We start from the raw sequence: 19334 nt of genomic DNA on the forward strand, positions 1-19334 counted from the left end.
CTAAATTAGAGGTGGAGTATGTTTACAAAAATTTTATTAGCTACAGATGGTTCAGATCACTCTGTTAGATCGACGCATTATGCTACTGAGCTAGCTGAAAAGTTTGGAGCAACCATTGGTGTCGTGTATGTAGTAGATGGGAGTACATCGAAAACAGATGTATTGCATCATACAGATAAATTCGAAGTGAAGAAAAAACGAAAAGAAAAAATTAAAAAAGTAGAAGACGTTTTACAGAATACGGGAATTGAGTACGAGATTCATATCTTACATGGCGAACCTGGACCGACAATTGTTTCATTTGCAAATAAAAATGAGTTTGATTGTGTTGTCATTGGTAGCCGAGGGTTAAATGAATTTCAGACATTCATCTTAGGAAGTGTCAGTCATAAAGTAGCGAAACGTGTCAATTGCCCAGTATTAATTGTTAAATAAGGATCATAACGAAACACTTGTGAGCTAGACGTTCACAGGTGTTTTTTCTTTATAGAGATGTAAAAAGTATTTGACATTTATCCTTCCATATTTTATTATATAGGTGTAAAACCTATTTTACACCTATTATTATCGGCGGTGGTTGTATGAAAAATCAAATAAAAGATTTCCGGGATAAAAAAGGATTGTCACAAGGGAAGTTAGCTGACTTATGTGATGTGAGCAGACAGACGATCAATGCGATTGAAAACAATAAATATGATCCAAGCTTAACGCTTGCCTTTCAATTGGCACATTGTTTAAATGTGACAGTTGACCAATTATTTTTATATGAAGGGAAAGGGGAAGATAAACAATGACAAAGAAAGATATTGTAGGTTTAGTATTTTTAATCGTGATTACGCTTTATTTTGGAGGAACCCTTCTAAGTTATTTTGTCATTGATGGCGCAACGTATGATGTTACTGAATTTCTTTTAATTATAGCTTTATTAGTGGCTTGGGGACAGGTATTTACCTGGGGAACTCGCAGGGAAGTGCAAAAAGATGAAATGGGGAAAACCATTATGAAGAGCAGTGCACACGTTAGTTATAATGTCGTTTTATTCTCCTTGTTAACCCTCTGGGTGATAGACTTTTTCTTTATCAGTAAAGGGGAAAACTATACATTATTCATTGCTTTATGTATAGCGTATATTACTCAACCAATTATTCAGTTTATATTAGTGAAAAGGCATATGTAATACCTTTTCAATATTTAAATGAAAGGAGAATTGAATGGATTTTACGAACCCAGCAGGTTTTCGGAACAGATTTTTGGCTAGAATTTTAGATTTAATGATTATATTTTTGGTGACTGGTATTATCTCACAGTTTTTATACGGCGCATTTTATGATGGTGATAGTTATAGACTTATTGAAAGTTTTGGGTTTTTCTATACCTTGTTACTACCTATTTTCTGGTATGGGTACACTTTAGGAAGAAGAATGGTTGGAAATCGAATTGTTCGAGTTGATGGTCGAAAAGTTGGAATTGGTACTATGATTTTAAGGGATATAGTAGCAGGAGCTGCCTATACTTTTACATTAGGAATTGGATTAGTTGTAAGTGCCTTTATGGTAGGGATAAGAGAAGATAAACGAGCGATTCACGACTTTATTGCGCAAACGTATGTGACAACAAGTCCTCCACGAAAAGTGCAATAGTGAGGAGTCATGTAAACTTGAGTTTAGAATATAGAAAGGAGAACTTTTACAATGGCAAAGGTAACCCCATTTTTAATGTTTCAAGATGGCCAGGCTGAAGAGGCAATGAACTTTTACACATCACTTATTGAGAACTCTAACATTACCAATATTGTTCGATACGGACCCGATGAAGCTGGGGAAGAAGGAACGGTCATGCAGGCAACCTTCACGATAAATGATCAAGAATTTATGTGCATTGATAGTAATATAAAACATGAATTTTCTTTTACCCCGTCCTTCTCTATATATGTTATGTGTAATACAGAGGAAGAAATGGATAGGCTTTATAACAATCTCGTGGATGGTGGTCAGGAACTTATGCCTTTAGATGATTATGGATTTAGTAAAAAGTTTGGGTGGCTAAATGATCGCTTTGGCGTTTCCTGGCAATTAAATCTTCCTAACTAAACTAAAAATGATCTGGGAAGATAGTTTATTTAGAAGAAAGTCCATTTTAGTGAAGTTTATCTTTATTGTTACGATTGTTCACGACATCGTTCACTTTTTCTTTAGCTTGTTCTACCATTTCATCAGTAATCATCACAACGTCAGTATCATAATTTTCGTTTGTGGAAACATCGAATTGAAGTTTTTCTGCATAAGGTGCTGGTCTATTCATCGTAAAAGCCGAAAAGATTTCACAATATTTATCACGTGCTTGTTCGGCATTCAATTTCCCTGTCACAATTTCGTTCATTATATTTAGTGCAAGAATATTTGCTGCCTCCATGTCACAACGAGAAGATACCTCACCTCTTGTTCGTTCCACAATGACACTTCCATCAAATTCTGCAATTTCACTAAACTTTTCGGGTGGAACCATATAGTTAATATAGTTTTCGATGACATCTGTATGTGGTTGTGGAAAATCATGCGGAATTTCATCACGATAAACGATGGTGCGTTTCCATGGACCATTGTTATACCAAATTAAACGGCTTTCGGTAGCTTCGTTTGGAGCGCCATATTGTTCAATGGTAAGGTTGGCCGCTTTTTTAGACATCGCATTCCAATTATTGATGATATGTTCAACCGTGTTCATGGCAACCACAGTGTCAGTTGTTTTTTCAGCTCCTCCAAACGTTTGTACCTTTAAATTACTTCCCATTGTCGTTGCAGTTGTTTTTAATTTTTCTTCTTGTTCCATACCGACCCCTCTTTCGTAAGTGCTGTTCTTATTTTTTGCTAACGTTTTTGATATATACGCATATTTTCCTACTTCAATGATTTCAATGAAACTTTTAGGAAAGGAATTTCGTATTATTACGTAATGATTCAAGTGAAAGAGAGGAATTAATCTTTTTCGGAGGTGAAAATGTGAATATTATTGCAAATCAAGATAAGATAGGTGCATCTAAATTTGACCTTTATTTATTTAAAACGTTGTATTTGTTGAGTTTCAAAAGATTTAAATGGTTGGAGAAGCAGATTGTTAAGATTACGAAAGACCTTGAAACGGTTAAAAATAGGCAACTGTATTAAGTAACGGGTTCAGTTATAGGGAAGAAAACATTAAATAACATAATAATTAGGATTGCAAGTCGGATAGCGTTTCACACTCCTTTTTATTGATATATCAACGTTTACAGTGTTTTAACATAAAAACATCGTAATTAACAACCCTTTTAACAAGAGTACAAGGATTTATATACGCCTGTTAATTAACGTGCTAAAAATTGGGATATACAGAGTGGGATATCGATGATTATAATGTAGTGGTTGATATATTAAATAATTCACTTAACGTAAGGGTGCGATAGTTTAATAAGAAATTTAGAAAAAAACCTGTATCAATTATTACTTGATACAGGCTTTATCTTTCGGTAACTAATTCCCTATATATATTTAATTATATATGGGGATTTTTTTACCATCTATAAGCACCTTCACATGTATCAGCTACCGGTTCATAATAACAATGTTGTTTATAATGACCAGTAAATGGTTGACCGTACCACGTAGGTGGACATTCTGCATATGGATTAAAATACCAAAGAGCATACTTAGAAGGATGTTGTCTCCAATACTTTAAGACTTGTTTGGCTAACTTTTTTTCTACACCTCTTGCTGGGTTATAAAATAAATTGCCTTTTTGCACTGCTTCAAAAGAATAATTTCCCCCTTGAATTTGAAATATCACATCCCGTATTGACCGTAAATCCTTAAAGTCTAAACAATTAGCTTTTAGTCGATTTACAATTACATTACCAACCATAAGCATTCCTAGTTGCCCTTCACCCTCGGCTTCTGCTCTCATCATCCTTGCTATTAAATCAATGTCACTTTCGGTATATGCAACTCTTGTCACTTCTCATCACCTCTATAAGAATTGTATTAAAAGAATCCACAAAAAAAAGACTATTTCAACTTTTATATGCATGGATATGCATCACTTTCACTAGGTTTTATTTCTAGATCAAGTTAGGCCTCCTCTTATTAATACATATGAGGTAGTTAAAATAATGTTGCATTAAGGGGGAGCGATTGCTCAATAAGAGGAGTCGTCTCTTGTGCTAACGGCAGTAGAGTTTAATAATAGAACAATTAAGGGAACACTTTACCCACGTCCTTTCTGGGTAAGTGTTGCTAACAATCATACCTATACTCCGTTGAAAATATCAACAAAGATAAACAGAAAGAGTTAATCATAGTTCTGAATATGTATTAAAGGAAGAAATTCACGTTTACAGAAGACATACGAATGGATTGATTGACGTACTCGTTGATAATCCTTTAGCAATTATATATAAAGAGGTGGGGTCCTTTAGTTGAAGAAGGATAGCAATTTTAACGTAAGTAAACGCTCAGATTAAATTAAAATTCTGAGCGTTTTTGCTTGCTGTTTATGCTGCTAAAACAATTAGTAAGATAATGCGCGATTTCATTTATCCAAACAAAAATCGCAAACGAAATCATGCGATTCCGCTTGCGATCTATGTTATTCAATAGCCCCACTAATATCATATTGATCTAACGGAATGTCTATTTCTTCTCCTAATGCAAGTTTGGCTAATTCAATTCCAATATATGGGCCTGTTGTTAAACCTGAAGCACCTAATCCATTGGCAAGGTAGAGTTTCTTAAATCCTGGAAGAGGACCAACTACAGGCAAAAATCCAGGTGTGTATGGTCGAAAGCCAACACGTGTTTCGAGAACAGTGGCATTTTCCAATGCTGGGGCAATGGATATTGCTTTGTTTAAAATATCATACAGCCCTCCTGCTGTAATTCGATCATCAAATCCCACACCATCTTCATGTGTGGAGCCAATAATGACTCGATTATCGTCGGTTGGGACTATACTTTGGCTTGTTGGTGGCATAATTAATGGCCAGTTGTTTGTTGATTGATCATTTAGCTGTAAATGAATGATTTGTCCTCGTTGCGGTGTCACCTTAAAGTCAATACCTAAAGGAGCGAATAAATCCTTCATCCAAGCACCAGATGTAGCAATAACTCTATCTGCTTTGATATCTTCTCCATCAACCGAAACGCCTTTGATGGTGTTTCCTTCATAAAGTAAAATCGCATCTCCCTTTATAAAAGTTGCACCATGCTTTTCGGCAGCACGTAATAGAGAATGGCGTAATTTCTTTCCATCCACACGTGCCGCACCACTGACATGAACAGCTCCATAGCCTTCTTTGAGTAGTGGGAATTTCTCTCTTGCTTGTTCCTTACTTAAGATCGTGACTTCCCCAATTTCAGGTGCATCCTCACGACGTTTTAATGCACGATCACGCATACCAGTTAATTTCTTTTCATCATGATGTAGGCTTATTGCGCCTACTTTTGCATAACCTGTATCTTCTTCACCATCTTTGGTTAATTCCTCGATTAAAGATGGATAAATTCTCGCACCATTTTTTGCTAAGTAATACCATGCTTTGTTCCGTCTTTGGGAAAGCCATGGACAAATAATGCCTGCAGCAGCATCTGTTGCTTGTCCGCTCTTCCCACGGTCAACGACAACAACATCAACACCTTTTTTAGCTAACTGATAGGCAGCTGTTGCACCGACAATACCTGCTCCGATTACAATTGTTTTTTGCATATGAAAAATCCTTTTTTAGTTTATGAAGTTCTATTGTTTCATTAATTACTATAAAAATTATAGAAGGAAAAGTAAAATGAGAGGGTTTAAAAGGTACATGTGTTGTTTGTATGTTAAGCTAGTTAGAATATCAGTTTCTAGGAGAAAGTGTAGGCAAAAAAATGTATAACAATATTGATATACTGGGAATTGATATAGTATGTGTCAAAAAAGGAGTGTCTTGATTGCTAAAAAAATTAGGTTGGTTCGGATGGACGTTCACAACCGTTATCCTTATAACGATTATAGGGGCTAGTATATTCTTTTTTAATCTATTTGATTTGGATATGAAGTCATTGGTAAATGGTGAAGAAGAAAGTGCTGAAGCAGATTCACAACAAGAAGAGGTAGCTGCCTCTGAAGAGACCATAGAGGAAGTTGAAACTATACAAGAGACCGTTGGACAAGATCACCAAGAAATTGGCGATTTTGTCTCAGACATGCATGACTTTTACAATGATACAACAGGCTATGGCGGAATTAATAATTTAAATTGGGATGAGCAAGCCGAGCAGGCAGAGTACGTAGATGGAATGATTAGTGATTTTCTTTCTGAGGTAAATAATGAGGCACTTCTGAACGATTTACAGCATATACAAGAACTTGCACAAAATGCATTAGAATCACAAGATGCTGATTATGTCCGAAATTTGCATCGCCTATTTCATGACTTGGACATCGCTTTGAATAGCTATGATGGGTATGATAAAATTTGGGGTGTTACCGAAACATTAAAATCAGCAAATTAGTACGCATCATGCCAAATGATATGGTAATCTAAAAACAGGCTATATTACAGTAGGAGAAGGAGAATGGAATATGAGTAAAACAGTCATTTTCGGGCACAAAAATCCTGATACAGATACGATTTGTTCTGCTATTGCCTATGCTAATTTAAAGAACAAATTAGGAGTTGACGCAGATCCTGCACGACTTGGAGCGGTTAATAAAGAAACACAGTATGCACTAGATTATTTTGGGGTGGAAGCACCACAATTGATCGAAGAAGTGGATGATGTTTATGAGAACGTTATTTTAGTAGATCATAACGAATTCCAACAAAGTGTGGACAATATCCAAGATGTGCGTATTGCAGAAGTAATCGATCACCATCGTGTAGCAAACTTTGAAACAAAAGAACCGCTCTATTTTCGCGCAGAACCTGTTGGCTGCACAGCAACAATTTTGAATAAAATGTATAAAGAAAATAATGTGACGGTCACAAAAGAGATTGCTGGACTATTATTATCCGCAATTATTTCCGATTCCTTGTTATTAAAATCGCCTACATGCACACAAGAAGATGTGGATGCAGCACATGAATTAGCTGAGGTGGCTGGTGTAGACTTAGATACATATGGCTTTGAAATGTTACAAGCAGGTGCTGATTTAAGTGACAAGTCAACTGTTGAATTATTAACGATGGATGCAAAAGAGTTTACCATGGGTGATGCTAAGGTCCAGATCGCACAAGTTAATACGGTTGATACGGCAAAAGTATATGAAACACAAGCTGATATTGAAAAAGAAATGAATAATATCATCGAGGACAAAGGTCTTGGCTTGTTCTTATTTGTCGTGACAGATATCGTCAACAACGATTCCGAAGTGTTAGCACTTGGAAATGGTGCGGACAAAGTAGAAGAGGCATTTAACGTTACCTTAGAAAATAATCGTGCTTTATTAAAAGGCGTTGTATCCCGTAAGAAACAAATTGTAACAGTATTAACCGAAGCGTTTACTAAGTAAAGAAGAAAATGGCTACTAAATTTGTAATCAATTAGTAGCCATTTTTTAATGAAACCTAGAAACCTATTTAAAGATTTTTCATATTTTTAAGGAGGTATTTATCGTGTGTTAAATGGAAGGCTGACTAAGAAACGCCACGTTAATCGAGAACGTCAGCACTAACACGTCCTGTCGAGTCGAAAAGCCCCCAGGAATGAGTTAAGCTTTATGTGTGAAAGATTTTAATTAAAACGATTTTGAACGTTTTTTCTTAATTATTTTTATATGGGGTGTTTGTTTGCAACTATCACTTCTATAGTGAAATAAGGTGTGTAATAATTCATTTTAGAAACCCTTCATTTTAACAGCAGTTTATATCCCCATAATTAAGAAGTATAAAATAGGGCCGACTGCTCAATATAGGTGGTGATTTATATTAATCGGAAATTAGTAAAGCAACAAATTAACAATTGCACAATAGATGAATTAGAAGCGTGGAGAAAGCATGCTGTAAAGTGTTTGGATTATTATTTAAAATATCCAAATAAATTCGAGGTTGAAGAATGTAATTTTGTCATTTTCCATATTGATCAACGGTTAAATGAAAAGAAAGACTCCCAGCAATTCTAGTGTTCCATAATGAGCACAAAATTCTACAATTTCTCGGCCGGTTACAAATCTACCCCTATCAATACAGATTGCAGGATGATGGCTGGCAAAATAAACTTACCAAATCGGCCTTCCAGTAGTCTCTTCAAATGATTCTATCCTTCCTTTTTACTCGTTAGGAAAAATTTTAGCATAGAAGTGGATTCGACGTGTTTAATGTCCCAAGGATAAAAAAGGAAACAGTCTTTTAGTAGAAAACTGTCTCCTTCGTTCATTACAAGTCGAATGTTTTAACTTCTGTAGTATAGGATTTTAATGCTTCTTCATTAATCTCGTAGCCAATTCCAGGTTTTGTTGGAACTTTGATGACACCATCTGTAACGGTCACTTCTGGATCAATAATGTCTTGTTTCCAATAACGAGCTGAACTTGCGGTATCACCTGGAAGAGTAAATTGGGTTAGGGTTGTTAAGGCAATGTTATGTGCACGGCCAACACCGGCTTCTAACATTCCTCCGCACCATATATCGATACCTTTTTCTTTACAATAATCATGGATTCGTTTTGCCTCAGTCAGTCCGCCGACACGGCCAATCTTAACATTAATAATTTTACAGCTACCTAACTCAACTGCTTTACGGGCATCTTCAAAGGAATGAATGCTTTCGTCTAAACAAACTGGCGTTTCCATTGCCTCTTGTAATGTTGCGTGATCGATAATATCATCATGTGCTAGAGGCTGTTCAATCATCATTAAATTTAAATCATCTAACTGTTTTAAATGGTCTATGTCATTTAAGGTATAGGCAGAATTTGCATCTGCCATAATTGGTGTGTCTGGGAATTGTTTGCGAACTTCCCGCAATACATCTACATCCCAGCCTGGCTTGATTTTTATTTTAATGCGCTTATATCCTTCTTTGACATAGTGATCAATAGTATTAATTAAATCCTCCACTGTTGGTTGGATTCCAATACTAATTCCAACATCAATTTCACTTTTCGTACCACCCAGTGCTTCTGCAAGTGGAATTTCTTTGCGCTTTGCATAAAGGTCCCATATAGCACCTTCCAAAGTAGATTTCGCCATATTGTGACGTCTAATAGATTTAAAAACCTCCAGCACTTCATCAGGATGCTCGATCGTATTTTCCTTTAATAATGGAATTAAAAAGTCTTCGATCACATGTTCATTCGTTTTTACGGTTTCTTCACTATACCATGGACTGGTAAAGGCAACTGATTCTCCAAAGCCACGATTTCCCTTGTCATCGATTATTTCAGTAATAAAGAATTCCTTGGTTTCCATTGTGCCGAAACTAGTTGTGAATGGACTATTTAGCTTCATTTTCACCTTATGTAGCTTGATTTGTTTTATTGGAATAGACAATATCATTTCCTCCCTATTTTTTGGAAAAGTAATAGTACGTTAAGGCATTGCTGTCATCTCGTATAACATTTTTGGCAACATACCCGTGTTGAAATAATGCCTGAAAGATTCGACGTGTTTCATACCGCCATTGTTTAGCTCGTTCAATGTTTTCTTTTTTAATGTCTTGAAAATGTGTTGGGATTGGGACGAACCAGCTATGTTGATCCCCTGTAAAATCAGAGGTAAAGCGTTCGCTAACTTTTGGCACCCCATTCTCATTAACATCTACTAATAACTTGTTCGTATCCAATGATAGGTTCGGGGATGTAAAGGTATCGTCCATGTTCCACTCAATTTGGATTCGATCTGTTGGCAATCCTTGATTTAGCCCATCGTTCATTGAACCATAATGATTCTCTTTATAATGTGCACCAATGGCACCAAGTTTGTGGATATTTAAATAGGCATTCAAGCTTTCTAATGGATCAAATGTCCACGTGATCATGGAATAGCCTTTTTCTTTTGCAATTGCTGCCTGCTTCAGTTTCATTTTTCGTCCAAGGCCATCTTTACGATATTCTGGTAAAATGCCAAGCATATGGGAACAGAGATAAGGCTTCTCTCCATCAAACCCTGCAAAACTATAAAGAAAGCCAATCATTTTTTCTCCGTCAAAAGCACCTAATATAATCCCGCCATTGTTTAATGCTGTATACGTTTGATGAACAGGGGTAGGCGGCATTTGCCAAACCGTTTCCTCTACCACTTGCATGTCTTTCATTTCATCCATTGAGGTCAGTTGACGAATATTAATGTGATCTGTCATCATTTCTCCTCCCTTGAATTATTTCTTTTTAACGGTTTTTCGTAGAGCCGTTGTAATCACATCAACAGCTGCAGGAATACTATCATGGTTAAAGGTCATTTTCGGATGATGTAAACCTGGTTCTAAGTCACATCCGACTGCTAACATGGTCGCTTTTACTTGAGGTCGTTTTATCGTATAAAAATGAAAGTCATCGCCACCTGTTGTAGTGATCATTGGTTTTGTGTTTGCTTCCCCAACGGTTTCTACAATAGCTTCATGCATAATGGCTGTTGCTTCATCATTGATAACGGCAGCAGCTATGTTGGCACCGATGTTTAAGTCAATGTCAACGTTATGGTAAGTGGATAGCATATAGGCAATTCCCTCCACTTTTTTCATCAATATATCCATTCCTTCATTGGTTTGCGCCCGCATATCAATCGCAAATGTCGCATTTCCTGGAATGATGTTGAAGCTTTTACCACCTGCTTGGAAGGATGTCATTTTTACCGAGTATGGAATCATAGGATCAAGATGAATGTTGTTTAAATGCTGAAAAAATTCCGTTCCCACTTGGATCGCATTAGCATTTAAATGAGGACGTGCACCATGCGCATCATCACCTCGAATGTGTCCCTCAACAAAGCGTGCAGCACCATGTCGGATAGCTGGAGCAAATTGGCCATTCCGTAATTCCTGAATTGGTCTTAAATGCATGCCATATAGATAGTCGACATCATCAATAATTCCCTCTTCTACAAGTGCAAGCGCACCTGTTCCTTTTTCTTCAGCTGGCTGGAAAATAAATCGGAATGTTCCTTCGTCAGGTACACCATTTTCCAATAGAGATAAAATACTGCCAATTACAATTGTCATATGAGCGTCATGACCGCAAGAGTGATTGGCTTGGAATGTTCCATCTACTTCTTGCCATAATGCATCTATATCTGCTCGTAAGGCGACAACGGGTTTTCCCTCTCCAACTTCTATGACGAGTCCTGGATTGTCTCCAAATGTGTTAATAGTACAATCATATGATTCAAATAAAGACTTGATGTATTGTGTTGTATTATGCTCTTCCCAGCTTATTTCAGGATGTTGGTGTAAATGACGAAATACTTCTTCTAATTTGTTCGTAATCGTTGTTTCCATGAAAACTACTCCTTTTCTATAATGGCTGTTCGCTTAAAGACTGTTGCTTTTTCAAGTATAAATTTTAATGAATAGTTGATAGATCTCGGCGACAAGCCAAGTTTTATATTCGGGGGTGACTAAGGTGCTTCCGCTTTTCTATAGAGGAAGCTAAAAGCATCTGTCCGCGGTAAAGAGGACACTGTGAAAACGTAAAGTTTGAATAGATGTCGCACTTATGACCGCGGTGAAAGCGACTGTCCGAAGCGGAAATCAACTACACTTTTAAGACGTATTATATAAATGTTGCGACGGAAAAAAACAACAAAGAATACGAAAAGGTCCTGTCTGATTAATTAGGCAAAGAAATCTTCTGCGTTCATCGCGTCAAATTGTTTAACACGCTGTTGAAAGTCTTCGGTGTTGCGTAATGAAATAGACGATATGATACCATTCATTAGTGAAAAGACAACTGGTGCTGCATCTAATGTGGATTTCACATTTAACTGTACATGAAGCGATAAATCAGCAATGTCAGTAATTGGTGCGTAGAATGTATCGGTAAAAGCTAATACAAAAGCACCCTGTTGCTTGGCCAATTTCGCAATGTGAAGGCTGTCGACTGCATAGCGATGAAAGGAAAAGACGATCACTACACTGTTTTTTGTTAAATCACTTATTCGTAAAAGTACGTCATCCGTAGTTGGTTGATAAAGGCGGGTGTTCCCAAGTATCAGATCTAATGCAAAAGCAAACCAACTAGCCATCGCATGAGATGATCGAACACCTGCCACTAGTCGTTGATCAGCCTGTGCTAGTTTGGTAACGGCCATTTCCAAGTCTTGTTCAGACATATGCTCAGCAAATGCTTGAATTGTAGAACTATCATTCTGCATGAAGCTTTTTACAGAATGCTTATTAGGATTGTCTGTGATTTTTGGCTCTAAATAGTCACTTAAGCTACTTTTTTGAAATAAATGATGTTGTACATCCTCTTGTAGTGCACGATAGCCAGTATATCCAATCTCATTTGCAAAACGAATAACCGTTGTTTCGCTAACACCAATTTGTTTTCCAGCTTGTGCTGCAGACTTGACAGCAAAAACTTTTGGATCATGAAAAAAGTGGGTTGCGGTCTTTTTTAATCCCTTGGAAAAATTGGCTTGTTGTTGTTTGATGTTGTTGAAAATTTTATCCATCTATTATCCCTCGCTTCATCCAACCATGTACATTATGTAGGAAGTAAAGTGTATCCTTCAACAGTTTTTATGAGAAAGGAAACGCTTTATTTATTAGGTGTACTTTACCACAATTCGCTTATTTTCTCAATAAAAAATTTTCAAATTATTAATAACTACTGGATATCTAGGTACTTGCTCATACAAATAAAGGGTCTTTGCCATACGTTATTAGTGAATGATCCCATACGAAAGGAGTAATTATATGTCACATTGCCCAAGAAGAATAGTTTATCCTACAAAGCATAATATGGTTCATCATTGCACACACGATATGGTGGAGCATGTTCATCCATCACACACAACAGTGATGAATCATCACTTAACGAAAAATAAGCATGTGTATCCTCATTCTACTTCAGTAGTTAATACAGCAAATAGTGTAGATGTATATGGAGGTTCCTACCAAGTTCCTGCACCACCACGTCCAACACCAGGTGTCGGACCAGTAGCAGGACCAGGAGCAGGAGTACCAGGAGCAGTACCAGGACCGGTACCAGGACCAGGCGTTGCACCTGGTGTCCCAAGAAGAAGACCTTGGTAAAGTAGAGATTTAGAAAAAGCTGGCACTAAATCGCCAGCTTTTTCTTTGTTGAACACTGCATAGTAGTAGATGTGATGGAATAATATCGATATAATGGGACAAGGTTAGGTGGTTAATACATGAAAATTTTAACAGTTACTGGATATAAACCAATGGAATTATCGATTTTTAAACAGGATGATAAGCGAATTCATTTTATAAAGGCTGCTATTCAAAAAAGACTGATCCCTTTTATAGAGGAAGGGTTGGATTGGGTAATCCTTTCTGGCCAAATGGGAGTGGAATTGTGGACGGCTGATATCATTTTAGAACTGCAGGAAACATATGATATAAAATTTGCGATTATCCCGCCATTTGAAAACCAAGAAAGTCGCTGGCCTGAACCAATGCAGCATCATTATCAAGAATTAATAGCGATCGCAGACTTTTACAAGCCATTATATCAAGGAGATTATAAAGGTCCTTATCAATTTCAAGCGAAAAACAAGTGGTTAATCGATAAAAGTGATGGATGCTTAATCTTATTGGATGAAGAATTCCCAGGAAGTAATCGCTATTTTTATAATGAAGCAAAACAACAAGTTGATTATCCAATTTATTTGATCACACCGGCTGATTTAGAGGATATTGTTGAAGAAATTCGGATGGCTGACCCTAATTATTGGGATTGATTTTGTTGTTGGAGGAGGAGTGGCTCAAGTTCTAAGTTGAGGCGCTTAAGTTCACAGTTTAATGGCTCAAGTTCACAATTTTTCGGCTCGAGTTTACAATTGAGCCGCTCAAAGTTCACAATTCACCTTTATTTTTAAGTAAAATGAAGGATCTTTGTTTAATATTGTCGAATATAAATGCATAAAAAAGAAAGGTAGTGTCGATGTGATTATTAAGTCTCACGATTTCCCCTGTCAACTCCTCCAAACAGAAGCGTTAGATAGAAGACTCCCTTCGTACCATCCGCAAAAAGATAATGTAAGCAGTAAAGCAAAGATCCTTCGAGCTGGTTTTCATGGTGAGCAATCTCTAGATTTTCCACTCAGTTTTCTTCCAAAGGATAAATACCTCATCTTTCATAATCTCCGTATTCCCGATTCTTCTGGATTTTTTCAACTAGATGCACTGATTCTTTCACCCTATTTTATTCTAATTATCGAGGTTAAAAATATATATGGGAATGTCATTTTTGATAACATGGGACAAATGATACGCCAAACGGGTGAAACAGAAGAGCGGTTTGATAATCCGATTGACCAAGTGAACTTGCAGCATTTTCGCCTTTCACGGTGGCTAACAGAACAGCACTATCCACCTATTCCCATAGAGGGTATCGTCGTCTATACGAATCCGACTACTATATTAAAAAATCTCACGGATAACCCACATATAATCGAAAAAGTCATGCATAAAGAAAAAATGCTCTCCAAAATCCACGAGTTATCTAATAAATATCCTTCCAAACGCTTTTCAGAAGATCAATTAAGGGAGATTTCCGCACAACTCCTTTCACAACATACCCCAGTAAAAACGGACATAATGGAAAAGTATCAGGTGAAAAGTGAACAGCTTATAAAAGGGATAGTTTGTCCATGTTGCAAGGCAATTTCTATTCCATATCATAGGGGTAAATGGTATTGTGACCAGTGTGGTGCAGTATCTCGGACTGCCTATCTAAATGGACTTGCTGATTATGCTTTACTAATCAATCCTTTCATTACGAATAGACAAGCTCGCTCATTTTTACAAATAACATCCATTAGTACAATGAGAAAGCTACTACAAAAGGCAAAACTAAAACAATTTGGCACGACAAGCGGTTCCCGATATAGGTTGAATGTTGAGACCTTACTAAGTGAGTAGACTAAAATTAGTGTTCGGCTCAAGTTCACAATTGAGGCGCTCAACACCGTGTTCAGGGCGCCCATCTTACCAACTAAATTGCTCAACTTCGCATGCAAAGTGCTCAAGTTCACAGCAAATCGGCTCAAGTTCACAATTGAAGCGCTCAACACAAGCACAAGCGCCCATCTTACCAACTAAATTGCTCAACACCGCATGCAAAGCGCTCAAGTTCACAGCAAATCGGCTCAAGTTCACAATTAAAGCGCTCAACACAAGCATAAGCTCCCATCATAAAAAAAGCGAGACTCTCCACATTTTCAGGAGCATCTCGCTTTGTAGTGTTACCACAAGTAATCTAACATGTCGCCAGTAAATAGATTGGTGTCAATATTACATGCTTCAGCTTCTAATCCATACTGCCAACCATATACCATTGCGTTATCAGGTCCTTGTGGGTTAAATTCAGGAGCGTTATCTTTTGTGGTAATTCCTTCTTGAGGATAAGCAGTCCATACGACAGTGTTTTCTTGCTTTTGTTGATCCATTCCGTTAAACGCGTTTAATAAATCACTACTACTTTCATCAAATACACCGTAGACTCCTGGTTCGTATGGTGAATCGGATAAGGTGTCATACCAGCCTTCTAGGAATTCAGCATTGACAGGATAGCTAGGTTCAACATCCAAAAATAAGGCTACACCATCTGAAATATTAAGATCCTCGGCATAACTAATCGCTTCTTCTGCGTGGCTAACCCCGTTATCATAGCCTGTAACATCATTTGCGTGGTTATAAATAACAAGGATTTGTACATCTTGATTATGCAGACGATCTACTTCATCAGTATCTAGCCCCTGTGAAACACCTTCACGGTCACCTAAATAGCGACCCCAAACTTCTGGTTCTCCAAAGTTATCGACAACACATTGATACATGTTATCATCTGTATAACTTGCCGAATCGACACCCCAATGAATTTCATCCCCATTTCCGTTACCGTTGCCATTCCCATTAGAACCATTTCCGTTACCATTTCCATTATCGGATGATGAATCATCGAAGAAGAACACATTTAACAAAAATGGGATTGCTATTACAATCGCTAAACCGATTAGTGACCAAATTTGGTATCTTTTCATTTCGATCCTCCCTTCGCACCTATAGCAGTGTATTAAGGGTGAATCGAATGAGTGTAGGCAAATAACTAGTAAATTTGAAAAAAGGCATCTGCCGAATAAGGATAAATAGCTTTGCAAAAATCGCACAAACTAACGATGTCCCCTTGTAAATAGCCTTAGGAAAGGAGCATGACAATGTCTGGTAAACCAAAAGGTCCAAAGCAGCAAAAACAACCAAACCTACCAAAAAGCCCGAAATTACCATATGGTGAATCATTAGATGGATCTCATAAAGTAAAACAACGAAATCATACAAGAGAAAAGAACAATCCTGGACATGGCATGTAGGAAAAAGGCAGTTAATAGCTGCCTTTTTTAACACGTTAGGAAAGTATAAAATTTTAGCTAGAAGTCGACTCGACGTGGTTAAAATTTTAATGTCCCAAGTATAAGAAAAACTAACGTATTCGCTAAAGGACGAGCGAATGCGAGTTTTTCTAATGGTATATTCTAAATGTTAGAAATGATATAATGATAATAATTATCTGAATTTAGCAGTAATTGGAGAGGGGAGCTTTAATGGAATATGATGTGATCGTTGTTGGTGCTGGACTTACAGGACTTGTAGCAACTGCTGAAATAGCTGATGCTGGCAAAAAAGTGTTGCTTTTAGATCAAGAACCAGAAGATTCACTAGGTGGACAGGCATGGTGGTCGTTTGGTGGCTTATTTCTTGTGGATTCACCTGAACAGCGCAGGCTAGGAATTAAGGACTCCCATGCGTTAGCTTGGCAAGATTGGATTGGTACAGCTAGCTTTGACCGGGAAAATGATGAAGATTATTGGGGGAAAATGTGGGCAAAAGCATATGTGGATTTTGCAGCAGGCGAAAAACGTGAATGGTTACGGGAGATGGGAGTTCGTTTTTTTCCAGTAGTAGGTTGGGCAGAACGTGGTGGATACCTAGCAGAAGGTCACGGAAATTCTGTACCTCGATTCCACATTGTATGGGGGACAGGTCCAGGAATTGTGGCACCATTTGAACGCCGTGTTCGAGTACATATGGAAAATGGATTAGTGAACTATTTGCCTCGTCATCGTGTCGATGAGCTTATTCAAAAAAATGGCTCAATTACAGGTGTTAGGGGATCTGTTCTAAAACCTAGTCATGCTAAACGTGGAGAGGAAAGTTCACGAGAGGTAGTAGATGAATTTTACTATTATGCCCAAGCAGTCGTTGTCGCAAGTGGTGGAATTGGGGCTAACTTTGATTTAATCCGTAAAAATTGGCCAGAACGCCTAGGTAAACCTCCAAAACGTATGATTTCAGGTGTTCCAGCACATGTCGATGGACGAATGCTCGAAATTGCTGAAACAGCTGGTGGTCGAATCGTCAATCGGGATAGGATGTGGCATTACACAGAAGGGATTAAAAATTGGAACTCAATTTGGCCGAAACATGGCATCCGTATCTTGCCAGGCCCATCCTCTATTTGGCTTGATGCAGAAGGAAACCGGTTTCCTGCGCCAAACTTTCCAGGTTTTGATACACTAGGTACACTAGAGGCAATCCAGAAAACAGGGTATGACTATTCATGGTTTATTTTAACCGAAAAAATCATTGAAAAAGAATTTGCACTTTCTGGATCTGAGCAGAATCCTGATTTAACAGAAAAAAGTATTCGTAAAGTATTAAGTCGTGTACGATCTGGTGCACCAGATCCAGTTCAAAAATTTATGGATAATGGAGAAGACTTTGTGGTTGCAGACAACATTGATAATCTTGTGATCGGTATGAATAAATTAGTAGGCGAGAATTTATTAAATGTTACATCCATTGAACGGCAAATTGAGGCACGAGATCGAGAATTGGAGAATAAATTTACAAAAGATCTGCAAATCGCAGCTCTTCGTACAGCACGAAATTATGTTGGTGACAAGCTAATTCGAGCAGCGAGTCCGCATAAAATACTTGATCCGAAAAATGGTCCACTGATCGCAGTTCGATTAAACATTCTTAGTCGGAAAACATTAGGTGGTCTGCAAACAGATCTATCTGGTCGCGTATTGAATGAAGCAGGTGATGCAGTTCCTGGATTGTATGCAGCAGGCGAAGCTTCAGGTTTTGGTGGTGGTGGTGTTCATGGATATCGATCATTAGAAGGTACCTTTGTCGGTGGTTGTTTATTTACAGGTCGTGTAGTTGGACGGTCTCTGGCTGATGTATTGTAATTTTCTTTGTGAGTTTGTTTCAATGCACAGACGGTAAAGAAAAGTATCTGAAAATAAATCGAAAACACTTTTCAAGGTGCAATTAAGCATGAAAAGCAGCCAGTAGTAAATCGAGATCACTTGTCAGTGCAGAAACAACTAAGGAAAGCACCAAGAAGTGTGAATCGAGTCCACCAGTCAATGCACAAACAAACATAAAATGCACCCAAAAGTAAATCTGGAAAAGCTCGTAACTACCAATTAAAAGAGGAGGACTCATAGTTGAAGAGATTACATACAGCAAACTTAGTGTTACGCGATGTTACCTTAGATGATGCAGCATTAGTAGAAAAGTATGCAGGTGATTATGATGTCGCTAAAACAACCTCTACTATACCACATCCATACCCGAAAGGAGCTGCTGAGGAATTTTTAGCATTTAGTATGGATGGTCATGCTAAAAGGAATTTTTTCATACAAGCAATTACCTTAAAAGAGACAGCGGAATTAATTGGTTTGATCAATATAACGATTCAAAAACATCATAAACGAGGGGAGTTAGGATACTGGATTGGGAAGCCTTTCTGGGGAAAAGGATTTGGTACAGAAGCAGCTCAAGCAATGGTTGTATTTGGTTTTAAGGAACTGCAGTTAAATCGAATTTTTGCCCAAGCCTTTACAATAAATCCAGGTTCATATCGGGTGATGGAAAAAGTTGGATTAAACTATGAAGGTACTTTAAAACAGCATATAAATCGGGATGGTACTTTTTATGATGTATGTATTTATGGGGTTACTCAAAAAGAATATGAAGAGAAATAATGTATTAGATTGAAAAGAATGAAGGAATTATGTATAAACCCCAATCGATTATGTATGTGCCAACGATTGATGTATTTCCAATAAAAGGTTTCTATCATTCTTCTAGATCCCTCGTGTGAACATGATATACTAGAGTTACATT

At 37.5% G+C, this 19334-nt stretch carries 22 protein-coding genes; 14 read left to right on the plus strand and 8 right to left on the minus strand.

Annotated features, from left to right (window positions below):
• Positions 1–18: 18 nt before the first annotated feature.
• From GHC26_RS09980 to GHC26_RS10000, 5 genes are all read left to right on the plus strand, one after another.
• Positions 19–435: a universal stress protein gene (locus GHC26_RS09980; protein WP_163971123.1), complete on the plus strand. Its 417-nt coding sequence runs from the start codon at positions 19–21 to the stop codon at positions 433–435.
• Positions 436–581: 146 nt separating this feature from the next.
• Positions 582–794: a helix-turn-helix transcriptional regulator gene (locus GHC26_RS09985; RefSeq protein ID WP_163971124.1), complete on the plus strand. Its 213-nt coding sequence runs from the start codon at positions 582–584 to the stop codon at positions 792–794.
• Positions 791–1177 carry a hypothetical protein gene (locus GHC26_RS09990; RefSeq protein WP_163971125.1) on the plus strand — a complete coding sequence of 129 codons (387 nt, stop codon included), beginning with the start codon at positions 791–793 and terminating at the stop codon, positions 1175–1177. The genes GHC26_RS09985 and GHC26_RS09990 overlap by 4 nt, the downstream gene beginning before the upstream one ends.
• A gap of 34 nt (positions 1178–1211) precedes the next feature.
• The gene (locus tag GHC26_RS09995; RefSeq protein ID WP_163971126.1) at positions 1212–1640 is read left to right on the plus strand and encodes an RDD family protein; all 429 of its coding nucleotides are present in this window, start codon (positions 1212–1214) and stop codon (positions 1638–1640) included.
• Positions 1641–1691: 51 nt separating this feature from the next.
• Positions 1692–2090: a VOC family protein gene (locus GHC26_RS10000; protein ID WP_163971127.1), complete on the plus strand. Its 399-nt coding sequence runs from the start codon at positions 1692–1694 to the stop codon at positions 2088–2090.
• A gap of 46 nt (positions 2091–2136) precedes the next feature.
• On the opposite strand, the gene GHC26_RS10005 is transcribed toward GHC26_RS10000, so the two are convergent.
• On the minus strand, positions 2137–2829 hold the full coding sequence (locus tag GHC26_RS10005) for a hypothetical protein (RefSeq protein ID WP_205599214.1): 693 nt from the start codon (positions 2827–2829) through the stop codon (positions 2137–2139).
• A 170-nt stretch (positions 2830–2999) separates the two neighbouring features.
• Between GHC26_RS10005 and GHC26_RS10010 the strand changes: the two genes are divergently transcribed.
• Positions 3000–3164, plus strand: coding sequence for a hypothetical protein (locus GHC26_RS10010; RefSeq protein WP_163971128.1), 165 nt, complete (start codon positions 3000–3002; stop codon positions 3162–3164).
• Between the two features lie 385 nt (positions 3165–3549).
• Here GHC26_RS10010 and GHC26_RS10015 read toward each other — a convergent pair whose 3' ends face one another.
• Both GHC26_RS10015 and GHC26_RS10020 read right to left on the minus strand, forming a co-directional pair.
• Positions 3550–3990: a cell wall hydrolase gene (locus GHC26_RS10015; protein ID WP_163971129.1), complete on the minus strand. Its 441-nt coding sequence runs from the start codon at positions 3988–3990 to the stop codon at positions 3550–3552.
• Between the two features lie 630 nt (positions 3991–4620).
• A complete protein-coding gene (locus tag GHC26_RS10020; RefSeq protein ID WP_163971130.1) occupies positions 4621–5736 on the minus strand; it encodes an NAD(P)/FAD-dependent oxidoreductase in 1116 nt (371 codons plus the stop codon).
• Between the two features lie 224 nt (positions 5737–5960).
• Here GHC26_RS10020 and GHC26_RS10025 point away from each other — a divergent pair, with 224 nt between their 5' ends.
• On the plus strand, positions 5961–6524 hold the full coding sequence (locus GHC26_RS10025) for a hypothetical protein (RefSeq protein WP_163971131.1): 564 nt from the start codon (positions 5961–5963) through the stop codon (positions 6522–6524).
• 70 nt (positions 6525–6594) lie between these two features.
• A complete protein-coding gene (locus tag GHC26_RS10030) occupies positions 6595–7524 on the plus strand; it encodes a manganese-dependent inorganic pyrophosphatase (RefSeq protein WP_163971132.1) in 930 nt (309 codons plus the stop codon).
• 862 nt (positions 7525–8386) lie between these two features.
• Here the strand turns inward: GHC26_RS10030 and menC are convergent.
• The 4 genes from menC to GHC26_RS10050 all read right to left on the minus strand — a co-directional run bounded on the left by menC (position 8387) and on the right by GHC26_RS10050 (position 12622).
• Positions 8387–9496: an o-succinylbenzoate synthase gene (gene menC, locus GHC26_RS10035; RefSeq protein WP_163971194.1), complete on the minus strand. Its 1110-nt coding sequence runs from the start codon at positions 9494–9496 to the stop codon at positions 8387–8389.
• Positions 9497–9515: 19 nt separating this feature from the next.
• Positions 9516–10310: a GNAT family N-acetyltransferase gene (locus GHC26_RS10040; protein WP_163971133.1), complete on the minus strand. Its 795-nt coding sequence runs from the start codon at positions 10308–10310 to the stop codon at positions 9516–9518.
• A gap of 18 nt (positions 10311–10328) precedes the next feature.
• A complete protein-coding gene (locus GHC26_RS10045) occupies positions 10329–11444 on the minus strand; it encodes a M20 peptidase aminoacylase family protein (protein ID WP_163971134.1) in 1116 nt (371 codons plus the stop codon).
• A 335-nt stretch (positions 11445–11779) separates the two neighbouring features.
• The gene (locus GHC26_RS10050) at positions 11780–12622 is read right to left on the minus strand and encodes a MurR/RpiR family transcriptional regulator (RefSeq protein WP_163971135.1); all 843 of its coding nucleotides are present in this window, start codon (positions 12620–12622) and stop codon (positions 11780–11782) included.
• Positions 12623–12866: 244 nt separating this feature from the next.
• Between GHC26_RS10050 and GHC26_RS10055 the strand changes: the two genes are divergently transcribed.
• From GHC26_RS10055 to GHC26_RS10065, 3 genes are all read left to right on the plus strand, one after another.
• Positions 12867–13205, plus strand: a complete 339-nt coding sequence (locus tag GHC26_RS10055; protein WP_163971136.1) for a CotD family spore coat protein — start codon at positions 12867–12869, stop codon at positions 13203–13205.
• 119 nt (positions 13206–13324) lie between these two features.
• Entirely contained in the window at positions 13325–13876 is a 552-nt protein-coding gene (locus tag GHC26_RS10060; protein WP_163971137.1) for an SLOG family protein, read from the plus strand.
• Positions 13877–14081: 205 nt separating this feature from the next.
• Positions 14082–15059 (plus strand): NERD domain-containing protein, encoded by a 978-nt coding sequence (locus tag GHC26_RS10065; protein WP_163971138.1) that lies wholly within the window; start codon positions 14082–14084, stop codon positions 15057–15059.
• 323 nt (positions 15060–15382) lie between these two features.
• Here GHC26_RS10065 and GHC26_RS10070 read toward each other — a convergent pair whose 3' ends face one another.
• Positions 15383–16180, minus strand: coding sequence for a glycoside hydrolase domain-containing protein (locus tag GHC26_RS10070; protein WP_163971139.1), 798 nt, complete (start codon positions 16178–16180; stop codon positions 15383–15385).
• 174 nt (positions 16181–16354) lie between these two features.
• Here GHC26_RS10070 and GHC26_RS10075 point away from each other — a divergent pair, with 174 nt between their 5' ends.
• From GHC26_RS10075 to GHC26_RS10085, 3 genes are all read left to right on the plus strand, one after another.
• Positions 16355–16507: a small acid-soluble spore protein P gene (locus GHC26_RS10075; RefSeq protein ID WP_163971140.1), complete on the plus strand. Its 153-nt coding sequence runs from the start codon at positions 16355–16357 to the stop codon at positions 16505–16507.
• Between the two features lie 231 nt (positions 16508–16738).
• On the plus strand, positions 16739–18391 hold the full coding sequence (locus tag GHC26_RS10080; RefSeq protein WP_163971141.1) for an FAD-binding dehydrogenase: 1653 nt from the start codon (positions 16739–16741) through the stop codon (positions 18389–18391).
• A gap of 261 nt (positions 18392–18652) precedes the next feature.
• Complete coding sequence (locus GHC26_RS10085; protein WP_163971142.1) at positions 18653–19192, plus strand: GNAT family N-acetyltransferase; 540 nt, start codon at positions 18653–18655, stop codon at positions 19190–19192.
• Positions 19193–19334 lie beyond the last annotated feature (142 nt).

It is taken from the genome of Oceanobacillus halotolerans, from assembly GCF_010993955.1.
GTDB classification, from domain to species: Bacteria; Bacillota; Bacilli; order Bacillales; family Amphibacillaceae; genus Oceanibacillus_A; species Oceanibacillus_A halotolerans.

What these genes read in the sequence shown, in the direction of transcription:
- GHC26_RS09980 (WP_163971123.1), top strand. Translation starts at nt 19, where the DNA reads ATGTTTACAAAAATTTTATTAGCTACAGATGGTTCAGATCACTCTGTT.
- GHC26_RS09985 (WP_163971124.1), top strand. Translation starts at nt 582, where the DNA reads ATGAAAAATCAAATAAAAGATTTCCGGGATAAAAAAGGATTGTCACAA.
- GHC26_RS09990 (WP_163971125.1), top strand. Translation starts at nt 791, where the DNA reads ATGACAAAGAAAGATATTGTAGGTTTAGTATTTTTAATCGTGATTACG.
- GHC26_RS09995 (WP_163971126.1), top strand. Translation starts at nt 1,212, where the DNA reads ATGGATTTTACGAACCCAGCAGGTTTTCGGAACAGATTTTTGGCTAGA.
- GHC26_RS10000 (WP_163971127.1), top strand. Translation starts at nt 1,692, where the DNA reads ATGGCAAAGGTAACCCCATTTTTAATGTTTCAAGATGGCCAGGCTGAA.
- GHC26_RS10005 (WP_205599214.1), bottom strand. Translation starts at nt 2,829, where the DNA reads ATGGAACAAGAAGAAAAATTAAAAACAACTGCAACGACAATGGGAAGT.
- GHC26_RS10020 (WP_163971130.1), bottom strand. Translation starts at nt 5,736, where the DNA reads ATGCAAAAAACAATTGTAATCGGAGCAGGTATTGTCGGTGCAACAGCT.
- GHC26_RS10030 (WP_163971132.1), top strand. Translation starts at nt 6,595, where the DNA reads ATGAGTAAAACAGTCATTTTCGGGCACAAAAATCCTGATACAGATACG.
- GHC26_RS10040 (WP_163971133.1), bottom strand. Translation starts at nt 10,310, where the DNA reads ATGACAGATCACATTAATATTCGTCAACTGACCTCAATGGATGAAATG.
- GHC26_RS10045 (WP_163971134.1), bottom strand. Translation starts at nt 11,444, where the DNA reads ATGGAAACAACGATTACGAACAAATTAGAAGAAGTATTTCGTCATTTA.
- GHC26_RS10050 (WP_163971135.1), bottom strand. Translation starts at nt 12,622, where the DNA reads ATGGATAAAATTTTCAACAACATCAAACAACAACAAGCCAATTTTTCC.
- GHC26_RS10055 (WP_163971136.1), top strand. Translation starts at nt 12,867, where the DNA reads ATGTCACATTGCCCAAGAAGAATAGTTTATCCTACAAAGCATAATATG.
- GHC26_RS10060 (WP_163971137.1), top strand. Translation starts at nt 13,325, where the DNA reads ATGAAAATTTTAACAGTTACTGGATATAAACCAATGGAATTATCGATT.
- GHC26_RS10070 (WP_163971139.1), bottom strand. Translation starts at nt 16,180, where the DNA reads ATGAAAAGATACCAAATTTGGTCACTAATCGGTTTAGCGATTGTAATA.
- GHC26_RS10075 (WP_163971140.1), top strand. Translation starts at nt 16,355, where the DNA reads ATGTCTGGTAAACCAAAAGGTCCAAAGCAGCAAAAACAACCAAACCTA.
- GHC26_RS10080 (WP_163971141.1), top strand. Translation starts at nt 16,739, where the DNA reads ATGGAATATGATGTGATCGTTGTTGGTGCTGGACTTACAGGACTTGTA.